The sequence below is a fragment of the Dokdonia sp. PRO95 genome (genome assembly GCF_000355805.1).
Classification (GTDB): domain Bacteria; phylum Bacteroidota; class Bacteroidia; order Flavobacteriales; family Flavobacteriaceae; genus Dokdonia.
Genome location: NZ_CM001837.1, coordinates 1,495,388 through 1,515,486, shown reverse-complemented (window position 1 = coordinate 1,515,486; position 20,099 = coordinate 1,495,388). Strand labels below are relative to the sequence as shown.

Annotated in this window: 10 protein-coding genes; 7 read left to right on the top strand and 3 right to left on the bottom strand. The window is 37.7% G+C overall.

Translation table 11 applies throughout. The features are described 5' to 3' along the window. Positions 1-5 precede the first annotated feature (5 nt). Positions 6-482 (top strand): TspO/MBR family protein, encoded by a 477-nt coding sequence (locus D017_RS06700; RefSeq protein WP_035335502.1) that lies wholly within the window; start codon positions 6-8, stop codon positions 480-482. On the opposite strand, the gene D017_RS06695 is transcribed toward D017_RS06700, so the two are convergent. The 3 genes from D017_RS06695 to D017_RS06685 are packed head-to-tail and all read right to left on the bottom strand — an operon-like array spanning position 475 to position 3,692. Next, complete coding sequence (locus D017_RS06695) at positions 475-1,005, bottom strand: DUF1697 domain-containing protein (protein ID WP_035335501.1); 531 nt, start codon at positions 1,003-1,005, stop codon at positions 475-477. The genes D017_RS06700 and D017_RS06695 overlap by 8 nt on opposite strands. Before the next feature lie 10 nt (positions 1,006-1,015). Beyond that, positions 1,016-2,257, bottom strand: a complete 1,242-nt coding sequence (locus D017_RS06690) for an NAD(P)/FAD-dependent oxidoreductase (RefSeq protein ID WP_035335500.1) — start codon at positions 2,255-2,257, stop codon at positions 1,016-1,018. After that, positions 2,250-3,692 (bottom strand): alpha-amylase family glycosyl hydrolase, encoded by a 1,443-nt coding sequence (locus D017_RS06685; RefSeq protein WP_035335498.1) that lies wholly within the window; start codon positions 3,690-3,692, stop codon positions 2,250-2,252. The genes D017_RS06690 and D017_RS06685 overlap by 8 nt, the downstream gene beginning before the upstream one ends. 326 nt (positions 3,693-4,018) lie before the next feature. On the opposite strand from D017_RS06685, the gene D017_RS06680 reads away from it, so the two are divergent. From D017_RS06680 to D017_RS06655, 6 genes are all read left to right on the top strand, one after another. Then, positions 4,019-7,141: a SusC/RagA family TonB-linked outer membrane protein gene (locus D017_RS06680; RefSeq protein WP_035335497.1), complete on the top strand. Its 3,123-nt coding sequence runs from the start codon at positions 4,019-4,021 to the stop codon at positions 7,139-7,141. 18 nt (positions 7,142-7,159) lie between these two features. Next, entirely contained in the window at positions 7,160-8,788 is a 1,629-nt protein-coding gene (locus D017_RS06675; RefSeq protein WP_035335496.1) for a RagB/SusD family nutrient uptake outer membrane protein, read from the top strand. An 82-nt stretch (positions 8,789-8,870) separates the two neighbouring features. Continuing rightward, on the top strand, positions 8,871-12,155 hold the full coding sequence (locus D017_RS06670) for a VCBS repeat-containing protein (protein ID WP_225969338.1): 3,285 nt from the start codon (positions 8,871-8,873) through the stop codon (positions 12,153-12,155). Between the two features lie 5 nt (positions 12,156-12,160). Then, positions 12,161-15,499 (top strand): VCBS repeat-containing protein, encoded by a 3,339-nt coding sequence (locus tag D017_RS06665; protein ID WP_035335495.1) that lies wholly within the window; start codon positions 12,161-12,163, stop codon positions 15,497-15,499. A gap of 3 nt (positions 15,500-15,502) precedes the next feature. Further along, positions 15,503-18,742, top strand: a complete 3,240-nt coding sequence (locus D017_RS06660; protein WP_035335494.1) for a VCBS repeat-containing protein — start codon at positions 15,503-15,505, stop codon at positions 18,740-18,742. Beyond that, positions 18,742-20,097, top strand: coding sequence for a vanadium-dependent haloperoxidase (locus D017_RS06655; RefSeq protein WP_035335493.1), 1,356 nt, complete (start codon positions 18,742-18,744; stop codon positions 20,095-20,097). Before D017_RS06660 ends, D017_RS06655 begins: the two co-directional genes overlap by 1 nt. The last annotated feature ends 2 nt before the right edge of the window (positions 20,098-20,099 follow it).

Below are 20,099 nucleotides of genomic sequence, written 5' to 3'. Positions count from 1 at the left end.
ATTTTATGGACAAAGATTTATTGATTCGCATTGTTCTGAGCATAATCATTTGCCTTCTCATAGGAACTATAGGTGCACTGGCAACACAAAGCAGCATAGACACATGGTATGTAGGTCTTATGAAACCTAGCTGGAGTCCGCCTAACTGGATATTTGCACCCGTATGGATTGTACTTTATATCATGATGGGTATAGCCGCAGGTATTGTGTGGAATAGAGGTTTTTATCACAAGTGGGTAAAAGTAGCTTTATACCATTTTGGTTTTCAGCTTATACTTAATGGATTGTGGAGCATCATTTTCTTCGGGCTAGAACAGCCATTCTTTGCCTTACTCACCATTTGCAGCCTTTTTATCTTAGTCATACTAACCATAAAATGGTTCAAAGTTGTAGACAGATGGAGCGCAGCATTACTTATTCCTTATTTATTATGGCTTGCATTTGCGTCGGCTCTTAATTTTGAAATCTGGCGTCTTAACTAGAAAGTTCTAACAATTTTACGATGGTTTTATAATTGCGGGTTGTAGCGACCACGCTTAATTTCTTTTCAAAAAAAGTATTTGTCGCCTTTGCTTTCCCGTACCCTTTCTCCGGATAAAGGTAAACACAGTTTTGAGTAGCTACAAAATGTTCGTTAGGTAGCTCTAAATTATTTACAAGCGCTTTATGTTCTGTGCTAGGTATGGTATGCAACAATGTAAAATAACTTGACTCTATATATTCTAGTGAGAGCGCATAGTTCTCATAAACCTGAGTGAGCATTTTACGAGTTAAAACAAACACTGGCAACTCAAAACCGTATGTGTCCACAATAGTTTTCTTTAAAACAGTTGTTACCTCGTCTATATCTTTCTCGTGAGATTTAAATACAATATTCCCACTTTGTATATAGGTCACTACCTCTGTATATCCTAGCGAAGTAAAAAGAGCTTTGAGGTCTGCCATTTTGATTTTTCTATGACCTCCTACATTAATTCCGCGCAGCAAACATATATACGTATTCATACATCTTCTATTAAGAATCTATAGCCTGAGCAGCAAGATAGCCTCCCGTCCATGCATTTTGAAAATTAAAACCACCCGTAATTGCATCTATATTGAGCACCTCACCTGCAAGATAAAGACTTGGTACTTTTTTACTTTCAAAGGTTTTAAAGTTCACCTCCTTTAGGTTAACACCTCCCGCAGTTACAAACTCCTCTTTAAAAGTACTTTTCCCGCTTACGCGAAAACGGGATTGCGTGAGCTCTCGGCTTAATGACTGTAATTGCGCCTTCGTGAGTTCTGCCCACTTGGTAGCCTGCTGAATCCCTGAGGCCGTTAATAAATTATGCCATAAACGCTTAGGCAACTCAAGTTGTGCATAGGTAAACGGAGACTGTTTTGCGTGTTTCAACTTGAGCTCTAAAAGCTCATCTAAAGCATCTTCTTGTGTAAGAAACTGCAGCCAGTTTACTTGAATCTCAAATTGATATTTCAGGTCGGCAAGTTCTCTTGCTCCCCATGCAGAGAGTTTTAAAATAGCTGGACCACTCATTCCCCAGTGAGTTATAAGCAAAGGACCTTCAGATTTCTGTTTGGTTCCTAGCACCTTTACTGTGACATTAGTTGCCAGCCCCATTAGACCCTCTATCTTTTTATCCTTGATATTAAAAGTAAAAAGTGATGGCACTGCATCTGTAATAGAGTGACCTAATTTTTGCAATAATGACCACATTTTAGGATTACTTCCAGTAGTCATTACAAGGTGCTCACATGTGAAATCACCTTTACTCGTCTTTACATAAAAGGGATCTTTATTTGAAATTCTCGCTTTCGCGAAAGCGGAATCAAAACCAACATCTTGCACAGAATGATTAGTAAGTACTTCAATATTGTGCTTACGAGCCTCCCTTAAAAAACAATCTACAATGGTAGATGAAGAGTCTGTAATGGGGAACATCCTCCCATCTTCCTCAATTTTCAGTTCGACACCGCGCTCTTCAAACCAAGCAATAGTATCACCAGTCATAAACGTATGAAATGGCCCTAGCAACTCTTTTTGACCACGAGGATATTTTTTTGAAAGTTCTTTAGGTATAAACTCGGCGTGAGTCACATTACAACGCCCACCTCCAGAGATTTTCACCTTGGTAAGCACATCCTTGCCTCGTTCTAAAATGGCAATTTTAAGCGATGGTCTCTTCTCGGCTATATTAATAGCTGTAAAAAAACCGGCTGCTCCTCCACCTACTATAAGTATATCAAATTTATTCATGTGCGACATCTGGTACAATACGAGTGTCAAAGATAAGTGTATTCACAGGCTCTAAGATATAAAACTCCCAAGGCTCTAGTACAAATCCATCATTTGAGCTTATGAGCACCTCCTTATCGTTTACCATATCTGTAAACGTACCGCTATATGGGTAGGTAGTTTTTACAGTCTTGCTTGAGAAATTACCAATGAATACTAATTGCTCTGCTTCCTTTTCTCTTCCAAAACTCATTACAGCTGGGTGACTTAGATCTATCTTTATAAGTGAAGCCTTTTCTTTACCACCATGCAGTGCCGTATTATTATTTTTAAGAGCCCCGAGGGTTGCTAATAATTCAAAGTAATCTCCTCGTTCCTTAGGTATACTATCTTTTTCAAAAAAGGCTAATCGTTTATCCAGATCATATTCCTGCCCACTATAAACAAGAGGCATGCCTGGCAACATATAGGTAAGTGTGGTAAAGATCTCTTTATTGTCTGGCATGCGCTCACCTAGCGTTCCTGCCCAGCTATTTTCGTCATGATTTGTAACAAAGTACATATTCATATCATCTTGAGCTAGTGTTTGGTCATACTGTGCGAGTAGTGTCCAGAAGTCCTCTACACTTTTTTCTTCTTTGGCTATTTCATTAAGTAAATGATGCATCTGCCAGGCGTAGTGCATATCAAAACCATTTGCCATAAGATCCTCTTGCTCTGCTTCTGCAAGCATAAATAGCGGTGACTTTATTTGCTCAAGAGAATCTATTGCTTTCTTGAAAAATGGTACTGGCACTTTATGAGCAACATCCATTCTAAAACCATCAATATCATGTTCTTGTACCCAATACAACAAATCTGCAATCATCTCATCGCGCATGGCTTGATTATCGTAATTAAGATCTGCCACATCAGTCCATCCCCACGATTTACCGGTTGCTGGATCTATAGGATCAACAATCTCTCCTTTATCATTTTGAGTATACCATTCGGGGTGCTTTGTAATCCACGTGTGATTCCATCCCGTATGATTAGGCACCCAGTCCAGCACAACAGCTATTCCATGCTCATGAGCAACCTTAATCATATCATCCACATCTTGCAAAGTGCCAAACTCAGGGTTTACCTCTCTAAAATCTGACACTGCATAATAGCTCCCCAACTCCCCCTTTCTATTAGTTTCGGAAATAGGAAAAATAGGCATCACCCAGAGTATCTTAACCCCTAACTCTTTTATTACAGGTATATCTTTTGTAAAAGATGCAAAGTTTCCTTCGGCGGAGTACTGCCTTATATTCACTTCATATATAACCCCAGACTCTTCCATGGTTTCATCAAACTGGAAAGAGGTGTTTGATAACGCTTTCGCGAAAGCGGGAGATTCATTTGAAGTATTGAATTCACAAGAAAATAGTGTTGTAACGAGTACAGCTAAGCTTAAAAAATACTTTTTCATAAGATTCCTTTTTGTGTGAAATTAGACTAATAATAAAATCTGATCAAAGTTAGCCAAATGCGACACCGATGGCGGTGATATATGACTTAAAAACAATTTTAAGTAATTATATAAAAAAACTTGGGCTATTTAAATCATAATATGACAATCAAAGCAATCAAATATTATGGTATTCTTACAAATCTCCCCTTGTTCACACGAAATCGTTTTCGTAACTTTATGGGGGTAGTCACACTATCTTAACATAAAATTTGCATATTTTTAACCCTTATAAAGTGTACAAACACTCAAATAAACTAAGCAAACTAATTTTAAACAAGATTCTTATGAAGAAAGTAATACTTAAAAGTATGCTCTTGTTTGTTGCAATCCTCTTTGTAGGAATTGCCCAAGCCCAGACGGTGACTGGAACAGTTACTGAGGAAAACGGCCCATTACCGGGAGCAAATGTTATTGTAAAGGGTACTTCAAACGGTGCAACTACCGATTTTGATGGAAACTACAGTCTTAACAACGTACCAAACGATGCAACACTCGTTTTTAGTTACGTAGGTTATGCCGCTCAAGAAGTAGCTGTAGGTGGAAGAAGCACGATTAATATTGCTCTTGCTCCAGACAATGCACTTGATGAAGTGGTACTTATCGGTTACGGATCAACAACGATAAAGGACGCCACGGGATCTGTTGATAACGTTGGTTCAGAAGACTTCAACCAAGGTGTTATCCAATCACCAGAGCAACTTATACAAGGTAAAACAGCCGGTGTTACAATATCAGAATCTTCTGGAGAGCCTGGAGCAGGTATTGCAGTAAACATACGTGGTAGTAATTCTGTAAGAGCTAACAACAATCCATTATTTGTAGTGGACGGAATACCTTTAGCTGGTGGAGGAGCACCTGCTAATGGTGTAGGTGGTGTAGGAGCTACAAGTGGAGGTAATCCTTTAAGTTTCTTAAATCCTAATGACATTGAAAGTATTTCGATACTTAAAGACGCCTCAGCTACTGCAATCTACGGATCTCGTGGAGCAAACGGTGTTGTTATTGTACAAACAAAACAAGGAAGAGGAGCTTCTAAGGGTGTTTGGGAATTAGGATCTACGGTAAGTTCATCTGCAGCAGCAGATAGATATGACTTATTAAATGCACAAGAATTTAACGACGCCTTAGATAACATAGATGTTACAGCATTACCTGGAAATGCTAACACAGATTGGCAGGACTTTTACACTCGTGAGGCTTTTTCAAGACAAACTAATTTAAGCTATTCTAAGAGCTACAATGGTGGTAATGTAAGATTATCAGGGTCATATAGCAACACTAATGGAATTATAGAGGATTCCAACTTAGAGAGATACTCAGGACGTGTAAACTTTTCTCAACGTTTTTTTGAAGACAAATTAACACTTACGGGAACTGGGGCTATTTCTCAAGTAGACAGAGGATCTCCTCCTTTGGATGGAACTGTTGGATCAACAGGCGACTTAATAGGTGCTTCTTTAAGTGCTAGCCCATTATTTCCTTTAGAAGAAAATTTAACATTTGGACAAAACACACTAAACCCGGTTAGTTTACTGAATAACTATCTTGCCGAATCTAAAAGTACTCGTGTTCTCGCAAACATTTCAGCGAAATATGATTTTACAGATGATTTTAGCGCCAAGGTAACTGTAGGTTATGATAACACCGATGCACAGACAATTACAGCCTTCAATAGAACTGTACAGGGTCTAAACGGAGTGTCAGGTATTGGTCGTGGAAGTCTGAATACTATAGACCAAACTAATACACTTTTAGAAGCGACTTTAAATTACAAGAAAGAATTTGGTAATATTAAAGTCGATGTTTTAGGTGGTTTCTCTTATCAAAAATTTGACAGAAGTGGAGTTTTCGCTCAAGGAGCTGGTTTTGGAGGAGATGACCTTGATGTTATCCACTCTCAACTTTTAAATCAATACGACTTAGCACGAAATTCGATAGATGGAAGATTTCAAGTATTCGGTTATGGAACTGATGGTAGCTACGTAAGTAGATTATTTCCAGAAATCGACTTAACAGGGGAACTTGGAGAGTTTGAAAGATTAATACCTGCTTACACGGCTGGAATATTTGACAATTTTGATGAATTACAGTCTTATTTTGTTAGAGCTAATGTATCATTTAATGATAAGTTTTTATTTACTGGTACAATGAGAGCAGATGGCTCAACACTATTTGGTAATAATAAAAGATATGGCTATTTCCCTTCAGGAGCTTTTGCATGGCAAGTACACGAAGAAGATTTTATAGGAGATACTTTCTCTACATTAAAGCTTAGAGTAGGTGCTGGTAGCGTAGGAAATCAAGAAGGCTTAGGGTTTGGTGGTTTCTTATTTAGAACTGTTGCTCAAGGTGGTGGAATTTCAAATAATCTAGAGGTACTACCTAGACCGGGAACTGAAACAGTAGGTAATTTCCCTAATCCTGATCTTAAATGGGAAAATACTATAGATCTAAACTTAGGTGTTGATTTTGGGTTTGACAATGATCGCCTTAATGGATCTGTAAACTTATACAGAAAAGAAACAAACGACTTACTGATTCCTGTGGAAACAGCAGCGCCTGGTGCAGGCGGCACTTTTATTCGTAATCTTGACGACACTACCATCGTAAATCAAGGTGTTGAATTTAGTTTAAATTATGATTTCATCAATACAGAGGATTGGGGATTTGATGTAGGTTTTAATGTTGCCTACAATGACAACATGGTTGAAGGCTTAAGAGTTCCTGTAAGGGCTGGAGCGCTGAGAGGTGCAGGTTTAACCGGTTCTGCTGTACAGCGTTTAGAAGCCGGTCAACCAATTTTCTCATTCTTTCTACCTGTATTTGAAGGATTTGATACCGATGGCCAGCCTATTTATGAAGATGTAAATGGGGATGGTGTAGGAGACGCTTTTACTGATCAAAAATTCGTAGGAGAAAATGCGTTACCAGATGTAACAGCTGGCTTAAACCTTACAGCACGTTATAAGAATTTTGATATATCAACGTATTTCAATGGTCAATTTGGATTCTCTGTATACAACCTTACAGCAAATGCTCTATTCAATCAAGGACAGTTAAGTAATAATAAAAACGTTACGCAAGCAGTAATCCAAAGTGACGAAGCTGCATCTGCAACTGCAGATCCTTCAACTCGTTTTCTGGAAAAAGGTGATTTTGTGAGATTAACTTCTGCATCAATAGGGTATAATTTTCCATTGAGTGGAGAAGGATTCTTTGATTCTCTTAGGTTTAATCTTACCGGACAAAACTTATTCCTTATTTCTGGATATAGTGGTCTAGACCCAGAGGTTTCTACTAATACTGGTGATCTTGATCAGAACGTAAACATACCTTCAAGAGGTATTGATTACTTACAATTTCCAAGAGCAAGGACATTCACACTAGGTGTGAATGCAAGATTTTAATAAAAAAAAAGGAAAATTATGAAACAAAAAATGACAGTAAATAATTTTAAAAGACTCCTAGCACTAGGGGTGCTCTCAGGAGTCCTTTTAACTTCTTGTACAGACCTAGAGATTGAAGCAACAGACTCAATTTTTCTAGATGCTAATGATTCAACATTCCAAGGAATTGAAGATCCTTCTTCCTTTTTAGATGGAGTTTATAACAGTATAAATGGATTTATAGGTGATCAAACCAATTTATTTGCATTAAGTGAGGTGACTACAGATGCCGCACTTATTCCTACAAGAGGAGCAGATTGGGGAGATAATGGTCAATGGAGACAACTACATGAACAGACTTGGCCTACAGATCATAACTTTATTTTAGGCACTTGGAACCAATGGAATGGTTTACAATTTCAAGCTTCACAAGTGTTATCTGACCTCACAGAAGCGTCACCTGAGTTGAAGGCGAATGCTTCATTTTTGAGAGCGTTAGGTACTTGGGTTATTTTAGACAACTATGGTCAAGTTCCAATACGCGACGTTACAGGATCACCAATAGATGATCCAATTGTATTAAGAGGCGCTGAGGCAGTAGATTTAATCGTATCCGACTTAACTGATGCGATAAATGGATTACCATTAGCAGGACCAGGATCGGGAAATACAAGACCAGAAAAAGCTGGGGCGAGATATCTTCTAGCTAAAGTCCTTCTTAACAAACATGTTTATTTAGGAACTCAACCTGATCCAGCTGATATGGCTCAAGTAGTAACACTAGTCGACGCAATAAATGCCGAGGGTTATGACTTAGTTGGAGGCTATTTCGATATTTTCAGACCTGAACTTGACAATGAAACTATTTGGTTCTTACAAACTGGAGTTGGAAATAGAATATATAATGGTCTTCATTACAACAGTACAATTACTTCTGGGGGAGGATGGAATGGATTCTCCACACTAGCCGAGTACTACGATCTTTTTGAAGGAGATCCAAACATCAATGTTGCTGGAAGTGGCCAAGAAGAGCGTAGAGGTATGGTTCCATTACAAGGTCTACCAGTAGGTTCTGTAGCTGGAGCCAATGGCGACGATAATGGCGACGGTTTTATCGATGGATCATCAGTAGGAAGAGGATTTTTAATTGGACAACAATATGCAGATGATGGCACCGCTCTTAGTGATAGAGTAGGTAACCCACTGACTTTTAAAAGGGAATTTCAAGACGCTCAAGGAAACACAAGCCTTATCGGGAATGATGAAACTACTGGAATTAGAGTTACTAAATATAGTCCAATGTTTGACGGAGGCTTTACAAATCACGAAATTTACTTCAGATATTCTGATGCTCACTTGATGAAAGCAGAAGCCCTTTTTAGAGCTGGTGATACTGGATCTGCAACAGCACTTGTAAATGAATTAAGAGTATTACGTGAAGCTACTCCAATTGGATCGGTAACAGCACAAGATATAATTGATGAAAGAGGACGCGAGTTATATGCTGAACTCTGGAGAAGGAATGATTTGATTAGATTTGGACAATACACAAATGATTGGACATTAAAAAGCCCTTCTGCTGTAGGAGATACTAGTCGTAATTTATTTCCAATACCTGCATCACAATTACTACTAAACCCTAATCTTACTCAAAACCCAGGCTACTAAACTTGGTAATTTAATTAGCTTAAAAGAGGGTTAGATGTTATCTAGCCCTCTTTTTATATATACAACTTACAAGCAAACTACCTTGAAACAGATTTTTACATTTATCGCTTTTATGTTCTTTATAATTTCATGTAAGGACCAGAAAACAGATGTAAGATTTAAACTTAAAACAGATTCAGGTATAACATTCAAAAATGAATTGTCTCCTGACTCAGATTTGAATATTTTAAACTATCTGTACTATAATAATGGCGCAGGAATAGCAACTGGAGATTTTGATAATGATGGATTAATAGACATTTATTTTACTTCAAATCAAGGACCAGATAGGTTCTACCGCAATCAAGCTAATCTTACTTTTAAAGATATTACAATACAAGCAGGCATCTCTAATGATACTGGGTGGACTACAGGTGTAACTACTGTAGACATTAATAATGACGGACTACTAGATATCTATATATCTAAAGTAGCTGGGCATTTAAAACTTAAAGGGCATAATCTTCTCTACGTAAATCAAGGTCTCAACAATGGCCAAATGGCCTTTAAAGAAGAATCAAAAAAATACCAATTAGATCTATCTGGATTGTTTACTCAATCTGCCTTTTTTGATTATGATAATGATGGCGATCTTGATGCCTATATCATGGGGCATTCTTTATATCCTAATGCATATTTTGGTCGAGGAAGTCAGCGCACAAAGGTGGATAGCATCAGTGGAGACAAACTATTAGAAAATCGAGATGGTGTTTTTATAGACGTTTCCGCGAAAGCGAATATATTTTCATCTAGAATAGGTTACGGACTAGGACTTGCCATAAGTGATATAAACAACGATGGTTATCCTGACATTTATATAGGTAATGATTTCTTTGAGGATGACTATCTATATATAAATCAAACTGATGGAACCTTTAAAGAAGTCAATACTACAGAAGGAAAGTTAGGTCACACTAGCCATTTTTCTATGGGTAATGATATTGCAGACATCAATAATGATGGGTTTACCGATATCCTATCTGTAGACATGCTACCAGAGAATTTAGAAACCTTAAAATCATCTGGAACGGAATTTAATTTCCCTATTTTCCAGAATCAGTTACGTCAAGGATATCAACCTCAATTCATGCAAAACACCTTACATATTAATCAAGGGAAAGAGCAATTTACTGAGACGGCTTTTCTAAGCGGCATTTCAAGTACGGAATGGAGCTGGTCTCCCCTACTTGCCGATTTTGACAACGATGGTGATAAAGACATATACATCACAAACGGCATCGTAGGAGCTACAAATGATATGGATTTTATAAATTTTATATCCAATGAAAATATTCAAAAGAGGATAGGCAGTCGCATGACTGACAAGGAACTTCCGCTATTAGACGAAATACCACAGAAGAAAACAGAAAACTATTTCTTCTCAAATAATGGTAATGGAACTTTTGAGAACACCTCAAAATCGTGGATAGAGAGTAGTACCTCCTTTAGTAACGGAAGTAGTTATGCAGATTTAGATAACGATGGTGATCTAGACATCATAGTAAATAATGTAAATGAACAGGCTTATTTACTAGAAAACAAAACCCAACAATTAAAGGATAGTATGCATTATCTGAAGATTCGTTTTAAAGGATCTCCTCAAAATACCTTGGGTATTGGAGCACAAGTTCATGTATACACCGCAACAAACTATCAATATTTTGAAAACTATACTACTAGGGGATACTTGTCTTCTATAGCACCTGAATTATCAATTGGTTTAGGCAAACAGAAGAGTATCGATTCTCTCAGTATTATGTGGGCAGACGGTAAGAAGCAAACCTTGAAAAACATAAAAGCAGATCAAATTATTACTCTAGCATATGATACATCTTCTGCGGCTTCTTCTAGCCAAAAAGAAACATTAAAAGCACAAATAACTGACAGCATTATACCTTTCAAACATATAGATAACGCCACGCTAGAATTCAGCCGGAATCCCCTTGTACCTTATGCATCTACTAACCTTAGTAAAGCAATTGTTGCTGGAGATTTAAATAATGATGGACTTGATGACATGGTTGCTCTTGGTTCTAAAATAGAAGAATCTACAACTTACATACAGACATCCTCAGGTACATTTAACGAAGTACATCTCCCGGAAAATGATAAACATCAAATACATGAGGACATTGATGGTGTCATTGCAGATGTAAATGGCGATTCCTTAAACGACTTAATTATAGTAAGCGGTGGGAATGAAATAAAATCTGGCAAGCCTCTTCAACCAAGATTATATATTAATCATGGAACATCATTATCCTACGACGAGACTGCATTCTCAGATATAGCAGTAAACGCATCCACCGTAAAAGCCATTGATATCGATAACGATGGGGATCTCGATATATCTATAACTAGTGACGTGATTCCTCAACAATTTGGCACTACTCCACTGCAATATATTCTTGAGAACAATGGGAAAGGTGTTTTTAAGGATGTCACAACTCAGTACAGCACATTGTTTCAACGTATAGGAAACGTCCGAGATATTCAATGGATAGATATAGATAACAACGGCTATAAGGATGCTGTAGTTATAGGGCACTGGATGCCTCCTGCAGTTTTTCTTAATGATGGAACCAAGCTTTCAAAGCAGGATAATGACGGATTAGAAGCGTTTAAAGGGTGGTTCAATTCATTAAAAGTAGCAGACTTTGACAATGACGGGGATTTAGATATCATTGCTGGAAATTGGGGACTTAATTCAAGACTTACTGCTTCTGCAGACCAACCATTACAGTTATATATTCAAGATTTTGACAGCAATGGAACTCACGACCCTATTGTAACGTATTATTATCAAGGAGAAGAAACTACCATTGCAACAAAAGATGAACTCGTAAAACAGCTACCTCAACTCAATAAGAAATACTTGTCTTATAACGCTTTCGCGAAAGCGAAATTTAAAGAAATACTACCTCAAGATAAACTAAGGGATGCTCAAGTAAAGTCTGTCACACAACTTGCTTCCATGTATTTTGAAAACGACGGAGACAATACATTTACAGCACATGAGCTACCACTACTTTCTCAAATCTCATCTGTTCATGACATTCTAGTAGATGATATAAATGACGATGGTTATAAAGATGTATTGTTAGTAGGCAATGATTATGAAATAAGCACTCAACTAGGAAGACTAGATGGATCACAAGGCGTTCTCCTTATCAACGATAAAAAGGGCTTCTTCCGCATAGAAAAACAACCAAAATTTAATATTTTAGGAGCTTCCAGAAGCATACAAACAATTACCATTTCTGGAACAACCTATTACCTTATAGGAAGGAATAATGACACCCCATTATTCATAAGAAAAGACGACTAAACTTTATGGAAACACTACAAAAATATGGGCTTTTATTAATAGTCCTTCCCCTATTATTACTTTCTTGTGATGAGCAGTCTAGCCCAACCCAAAAGTCAGAGAGCGATACGCTATTTACGGAGATGCCCTCAGACAGTACTGGCGTTAATTTTATAAATAGTATTAAAAATGAATCTGACTTCAATATTTTTAAATACCGAAACTTCTATAATGGTGGTGGCGTTGCTATAGGTGACATTAATAATGATGGCCTAGCAGATATTTACCTAACGGCAAATATGGGTAAGAACAAGCTCTTTTTAAACAAAGGAGATTTTAAATTTGAAGATATTTCAGCATCTGCAGGAATTGAAGGAAACAAGCCTTGGTCTACAGGAGTAACAATGGCAGATGTAAATGCAGATGGCCTTCTTGATATTTATGTGAGTAATGCAGGAAACCTCGAAGAAGATAGTCATGACAATGACTTGTATATAAACAACGGCGACCTAACCTTTACTGAAAAAGCAAAAGAATACAACCTAGCGACTTCAGGATTTTCAACCCAAGCTTCCTTTTTTGATTATGATAAAGATGGTGATCTTGATGTCTATATTCTTAACAATAGTAACGTTCCCGTAAGTAGCTTAGGAAATAAGGGACAACGTGACAAACGTGCCCAAAACTGGGAAAGTGTAGGCAGCCAGTTTAGAGGCGTAGGAGACTTGCTAATGCGCAACGACGGCGGAATATTTACAGACGTAAGTGAAGAGGCAGGCATTTATGGTTCCTTAATAGGTTTTGGGCTGGGTGTCGTAGTTACTGATATTAACCAAGATTTATGGCCAGACATTTATATCTCAAATGATTTCTTTGAGCGTGACTATTTATACATCAACAATCAAGATGGAACATTTACAGAAGAAATAAAAGAATGGACCTCTCACTTATCCCTATCTGCGATGGGAATTGATATTTCTGATATAAATAACGATGGTTTACAAGATATTTTTATCACAGATATGTTGCCCGAAAATGAGCAACGCGTTAAGTCTGTTATGGAGTTTGATGGATATAACGTTTATAAACGAAAGCAACGTAACGATTTCTACCAACAATTTATACAGAACACATTACAGATAAATAATGGTAATGGTTCGTTTTCTGAAACCGCATATCATAGCGGGGTGAACGCTACAGACTGGAGCTGGTCTGGACTCGTATTTGACATGGATAATGATGGATTCAGAGATATTTATGTTACTAATGGAATAAATCATGACCTCACAGATCTTGACTTTGTAGACTTCTTTGCAGATAAACTTATGCGTAGTCAAGCTACTGGAAAAACACATCCTGTAGATTCTATAATCAATAAAATGCCAGTGAAGCCACTAGCTAATTATGCGTATCATAATCAAAAAGATATCACGTTTAAAAATAAATCTAAAGACTGGGGACTTGCTACACCGAGTATGAGTAATGGTGCCGCTCACGCAGATCTTGATAATGATGGTGATCTCGATATCGTGGTTAACAATGTAAATATGCCTTCCTTTATTTACCGAAACAATACGAAAGTCGATAAGGATCATAACTATATTAAACTTACATTTAAAGGAGGTGACAAAAACAAGTTTGCAGTAGGCACCACAGTAAGACTCTACCACAATAATCTTTCAGTATTACAAGAACTTATACCTTCTCGCGGATTCCAGTCATCTATGGATCATGATATGACTATCGGACTAGGAAGCTCTACAACTATAGACTCACTTCGCGTTATATGGCCTGATGATAAAACACAGCTTTTCACAAAAGTAAAAGCAAACCAAACGCTCAATTTATCAATCATAGACGCATCTGAAACCTATGTTCCTGTAAAAAAGAATAAGCCTACATTACTAAAAGAAATTACAAACCCTACACTTATTGCTCACAAAGAGAATAATTATAGTGACTTTGATTTTGAGGGACTCATTGCCAAGAAACTTTCTCAAGAAGGACCTGCAATTGCAATAGGAGATATAGACAATGATGGTAATGACGATATCTTCATAGGTGGAGCAAAAGGGCAAACTAGCATGCTCTATATTCATAAAGGAAAAGGTAATCTTATTCCATCTAGTAAAATTACTTTTGAAAAGGCTGCATTATTTGAAGACACAGCAGCCACTTTTGTAGATGTAAATAATGACGGCTTTTTAGATCTTATTGTATCCACTGGAGGTGGTCAAGTAGATGCGGAGGCTTACTACATTTCTAGACTTTACATAAATAACGGCAATGGAACTTTTAAAGATGCACGTAGTTTACCATCTGCACATCAAAGTGCATCTGTAATTGCACCTAACGACATTGATGGCGATGGAGATATAGATTTATTCATTGGTAGTAGAAGCGTTGCTGGTGTTTACGGTATTAACCCGCCGCACGCAATCTTAATTAATGACGGAAAAGGGAATTTCACTAAAGACAATCTACTCTCTAAGCAGCTTAATCCTGCTGGAATGGTAACAGACGCGCTATGGATAGATCTTGATGCTGACAACAATAAAGAATTAATAACGGTTTCAGACTGGGGAACTCCTACTGCATTTAACATCACAAGCGAGTCCATTAAAGTTATAGATACTGGACTATCATCTTATGCAGGATGGTGGAATGCTATACAAAGCGCAGATTTTGACAATGATGGCGACTTAGACCTTATACTTGGTAATGATGGAACAAATGTGCATTACAAACCTGGAAGTGATGGCCCGCTTAAAATGTTTATCACAGACTTTGATGGAAATGGTACGATAGAACAAATCACAACCTACTCAGAGGGTGGCAAAGACTTCCCAATACATCAAAAGAGCGAAATCACATCACAAATAGTTTCTCTCAAAAAGAAAAATCTCAAAGCATCAGATTATGCAAAGCGATCCATTGATGAACTTTTTCCTAAGGATATTTTAGCTAACGCAATTATAAAAGAGGTCAATACAGCCGAGACTGTAATAGCTATAAATGAAGGAAACGGCAACTTTACCATCAAAGCATTACCTACCCGAGTACAACTATCTTGTGTTTGTGGTATTACATGTACAGATGTAAATAATGATGGCAATCTTGATATTTTAATGGGAGGTAATAATTTTGAATTCAAACCTCAATACTCCCAACTTGATGCGGGATATGCTCATGTGTTACTGGGTGATGGTAAAGCAAATTTTGAATGGCAAGATTATACAGACACTGGCTTCTTTGTTCGCGAAGAAATGAAACATCTAGAATCATTTAAAGATGCTCAAGGCAATATATTTCTCGTATCAGCGATTAATGATGGAAAACCTAGAATTTTCACAGCAAACAAGTAATTCATGAAGTGGGGAGTTCTATTAAGTCTGTGTTATCTGCTCATTGGTTGTACCCATCAACCAGTACAAGAAGCACCTGGGCTATTTTCAAACCCTACCAGCACGAGTACTGGAATCACTTTTTCAAACAATCTCACAGAGACAGATAGTCTCAACATACTCGACTACTTGTACTTCTACAATGGTGGTGGCACCGCTGTAGGAGATATTAACAATGATGGGTTACCAGATATCTACCTCTCTGGAAATCAAGTGAAAAATAAGCTCTACCTCAATAATGGTGATCTTACGTTTAAAGATATCTCGGCTAGTGCTGGTGTAGCAGGAAAAAGCTCTTGGAATACGGGAACAATAATGTTTGACGCAAACTCAGATGGACTGTTAGATATCTATGTGCGTTCCGTAGTAGGGATAAATAATTTCCAAGGACACGACGAGCTTTTTATAAATAATGGTGATGAGACTTTTACAGAGCGTGCTGCAGAGTTTGGTCTTGATTTTCAAAATTATGGAACCACCGCCGCCGTTCTTGATTATGATAAAGATGGTGATCTCGACCTGTATTTACTCAACCATGCTGTACATACAGAATCCTCATTTGGTCATGCAAATTTACGTTTAGAACGTAACGACAAAACGGGAGACAAGCTTCTTAGAAACGATGGAAATACCTTTACAGATGTCAGTGAAGAAATGGGCATTTTTGGCGGTATCAATGGGTATGGCCTAGGTATTTCTATTGCAGATTTCAATCAGGATGGTTATCCAGATATTTACGTAGGTAATGACTTTCATGAGGATGACTATTACTATATCAATGAAGGAGGATTACGCTTTCGCGAAAGCTTAAAAGAACAATTCCCACACACTTCAAGATTTTCAATGGGTAATGACGCTTCAGATCTTAACCATGATGGTTTCCCTGATCTCATGTCACTCGATATGTTACCAGAAGACGAGAATGTTTTAAAAGCCTCCGAAGGTGATGATAATATCCAAACGCAAAAACTGCGTACAGAACGTTTTGGGTATCACTACCAGTTTACCCGTAATATGCTATTTGTAAATCAGCCGGGATATCAATTTCAAGAACGTGCCCTTTCCTCTGGAGTTGCGGCAACAGACTGGAGCTGGAGTGCCCTCTTTGCAGATTTTAATCAAGATGGCAATCAAGACTTATTTATTTCAAATGGTATCCCAAAACGACCTAATAATCTTGATTTTATTAATTTTATTTCTAGCGGTAAGATTCAAAACAGGCTCAACGAGACAAGACTTCTAGATAACGAAGCTCTTAATCTTATGCCTGATGGTGCTTCACACAACTACGTGTATCAAGGAAATGAAGATCTCGTCTTTACAGATCAATCTGGAGTGTGGATTGACAAAAAACCTACGGTGTCTGGTGCTTCTGCGCTGGCAGATCTTGATAATGATGGGGACCTTGATGTTGTTGTAAATAACATAAATCAAGAGGCAACTATTTATGTGAACCAAACAGACACTACAGCAACCTTTTTAAAATTAAAGTTTAAATATTCTAAAGCTAATTCGCTCGGTATAGGCACTAAGGTTTTTGCATATCAAAATGGAACATTACAATACAAGGAAATGTATACTGCCCGAGGATTTCAAGCATCCTCTGAGCCGGTTGTTCATTTTGGTTTTAAAAAGAATACTTCAATAGACTCACTTCGCATTATTTGGCCAGATAACAAGCAGCAAGTGTTATACGATATCCCTACAAATCAAACATTGTCCTTATCTCCGCAAAACACAACTACTTTTGACTATAGTTTACTTCAAATAAAAAGCAAGCCGCTATTTTCTAAAGAACCAAATAATTTAGGAATAGACTATATACACAAGGAAGATGCGTATATAGATTTCAATAGGCAGCAACTAATTCCTTATCAAATATCTGACCGTGGTCCTGCAACGGCAATTGGCGATATAAATGGTGATGGTCATGACGACATCTATTTCGGCAGTTCTAAGTTTATACCTTCGGCTGTGTATACTGGAGGAAATAACGCTTTCGCGAAAGCGTACTCAAAACCATTACAATCACTTTTAAAAACAGAGGATGTGACAGCTACTATCCTTAACAATGAAATTATTGTAGGTACAGCAGGTGGTGATTTTTCCGAAATGAACGAGGCTTTAGAAAACTATTATTTAAAAGTATCAGACACCTTAACCATGGAGATGTCAGGCATACGAGCTAACACCTCAATCATTATCACAAGTGATTATGATAATGATGGAGACAAGGATCTCTTTGTGGGTAATCACGCCGTAACTGGCGACTTTGGAAAAGTTCCAGCATCATTTCTTTTAAAGAATGACGGAGGTAAGTTTGTAGAGGATCAAGACAACCCTCTAGGCGAGATAGGAATGGTTACAGATGCCGTATGGACAGATTTTAATGCTGATGGCGCCACTGATTTAATTGTCATAGGAGAATGGATGCAGCCACTTTTTTATAAAAATGAAGATGGTATTCTTAAAAAAGAAGAAGGGCTAGACGCCACTCTTAATGGTTTATGGCAAAGCATACAACCTTTTGATATAGATCATGATGGTGATATGGATTACCTGCTTGGGAACTGGGGAACAAACAGTAAGTTTACGGCATCTACAGCGTTTCCCATGACAATGTATTACTCAGATTTTGATAATAACGGGCAAACAGAAACTATTGTTACTACGGCAAAAGACGGAAACTACTACCCTATTCAAAATCTACAAGAGCTAGGCGCTCAACTCGTATTTCTTAAAAAGAAATACGCAAATAATAATGATTTTGCGGGAGACACTGTATCCCAAATTTTTGGAGAAAAAGCACTCCGAGCCGCTCAACGATTTGAAGTAAACACCCTGACCTCCGGATATTTAAAAAATGAAAAAGGAATTTTTACTTTTGTACCTTTCACGGGTGCATTGCAAGTAGCTCCTATTATGGATTTCGTGGTTTACGACTTTAATGGCGATGGCAATGAGGAAGCAATAGCTGGAGGAAATTATTTTGGCACAAAACCATATCACGGTAGGCTAGATTCGTTTTCTGGGGCACTAATAGCATCAGAAAACGAGGTGGTTTTAGGATATGAACTAGGGCTAGACTTTGCACAGAAATCGATAAGACATTTAGATATTATAACCGTAAACAATATTTCATACTTGCTCGTTACTTTTAATAATGAAGCAGCACAAGTTTATAACATACAAATCCCTGATTAATGAAAACAGCATACCACTTTCTTATAGTAGTCCTTATTACTGCATGCATCACTTCATGCGCTACAAAAGATGAGCCTATTGTTATAACTCCCGAGCATTTCCATAATGCGATAGACAAGGTTACTGAAGTTATTATACACGACATTTTCTCACCGCCTGTTGCGAGTCGTATCTATGCGTATCCTAATATTGCAGCTTATGAAATACTAGCTGTAAATGATACTGAATTTAACTCTCTTGCTGGACAGCTTGCAGGTCTTAAAGGTATTCCAACTCCATCAAAGGACACAACTATAAACTTTGAGCTTGCAGCACTGGTTGCTCACATGGAAATGAGCAAGCGCCTCATATTTTCTGAGCAAGAAATTGAGACATATAGAGATAGCCTTTACATGACATGGAAAGAGCGCAATGAAGATGTTTTTGTACAGTCCAGAGATTATGGGCTAAAGGTTGCAAGCCATATAGCACAATGGATGGATGGAGATAATTATAAACAGACGCGTACAATGCCTAAATTTTCTGTGTATGCAGATGAGCCTTCTCGCTGGCAACCTACGCCTCCAGCATACATGGACGGCATAGAACCACATTGGAATAAAATAAGACCATTTACACTTACATCTGCAGACCAGTTTAAGCCTGTACCTCCTCCTGCATTCTCACTAGAAGAAGATTCAGATTTTTATAAAGAGCTTAAAGAGGTTTATGATATAAGCAAGCAAATCACAAAAGATGGTGACACCTCAGAAGAGATTGCGATTGCTCAGTTTTGGGATTGTAATCCATACGTATCTGTTACTCGCGGTCACTTAATGTTTGCAACCAAAAAGATTACTCCAGGAGGTCACTGGATAGGTATTACAAAGATTGCTTCAAAGAAAGCAGGTTTTGATGTAATGAATACATTACATGCTTATGCAAAAACATCTATCGCCATGAACGATGCATTTATTTCTTGCTGGGATGAAAAATATCGCTCTAACCTGATACGCCCAGAAACGCTCATCAACAATCACATAGACGACTCGTGGAAACCTATATTACAAACACCTCCGTTTCCAGAATATGTGAGTGGACACTCTGTAGTATCTGGTGCAGCATCTGAGACATTGACTAGCATTTTTGGTGATGACTTTTCTTTTGATGATGATACAGAAATAGCATACGGACTACCGGTGCGTAGCTTCACATCTTTTCAAGCCGCGGCTGAGGAAGCTGCTGTAAGTCGTATGTATGGAGGAATACACTATCGTGCTGCAGTAGCAGTAGGACTAGAACAAGGTCAAAAACTAGGAAAGTTTGTTGTTTCTACACTAGAAATGAAAAATGAAACAATGGTTGCAACTAACTAAGT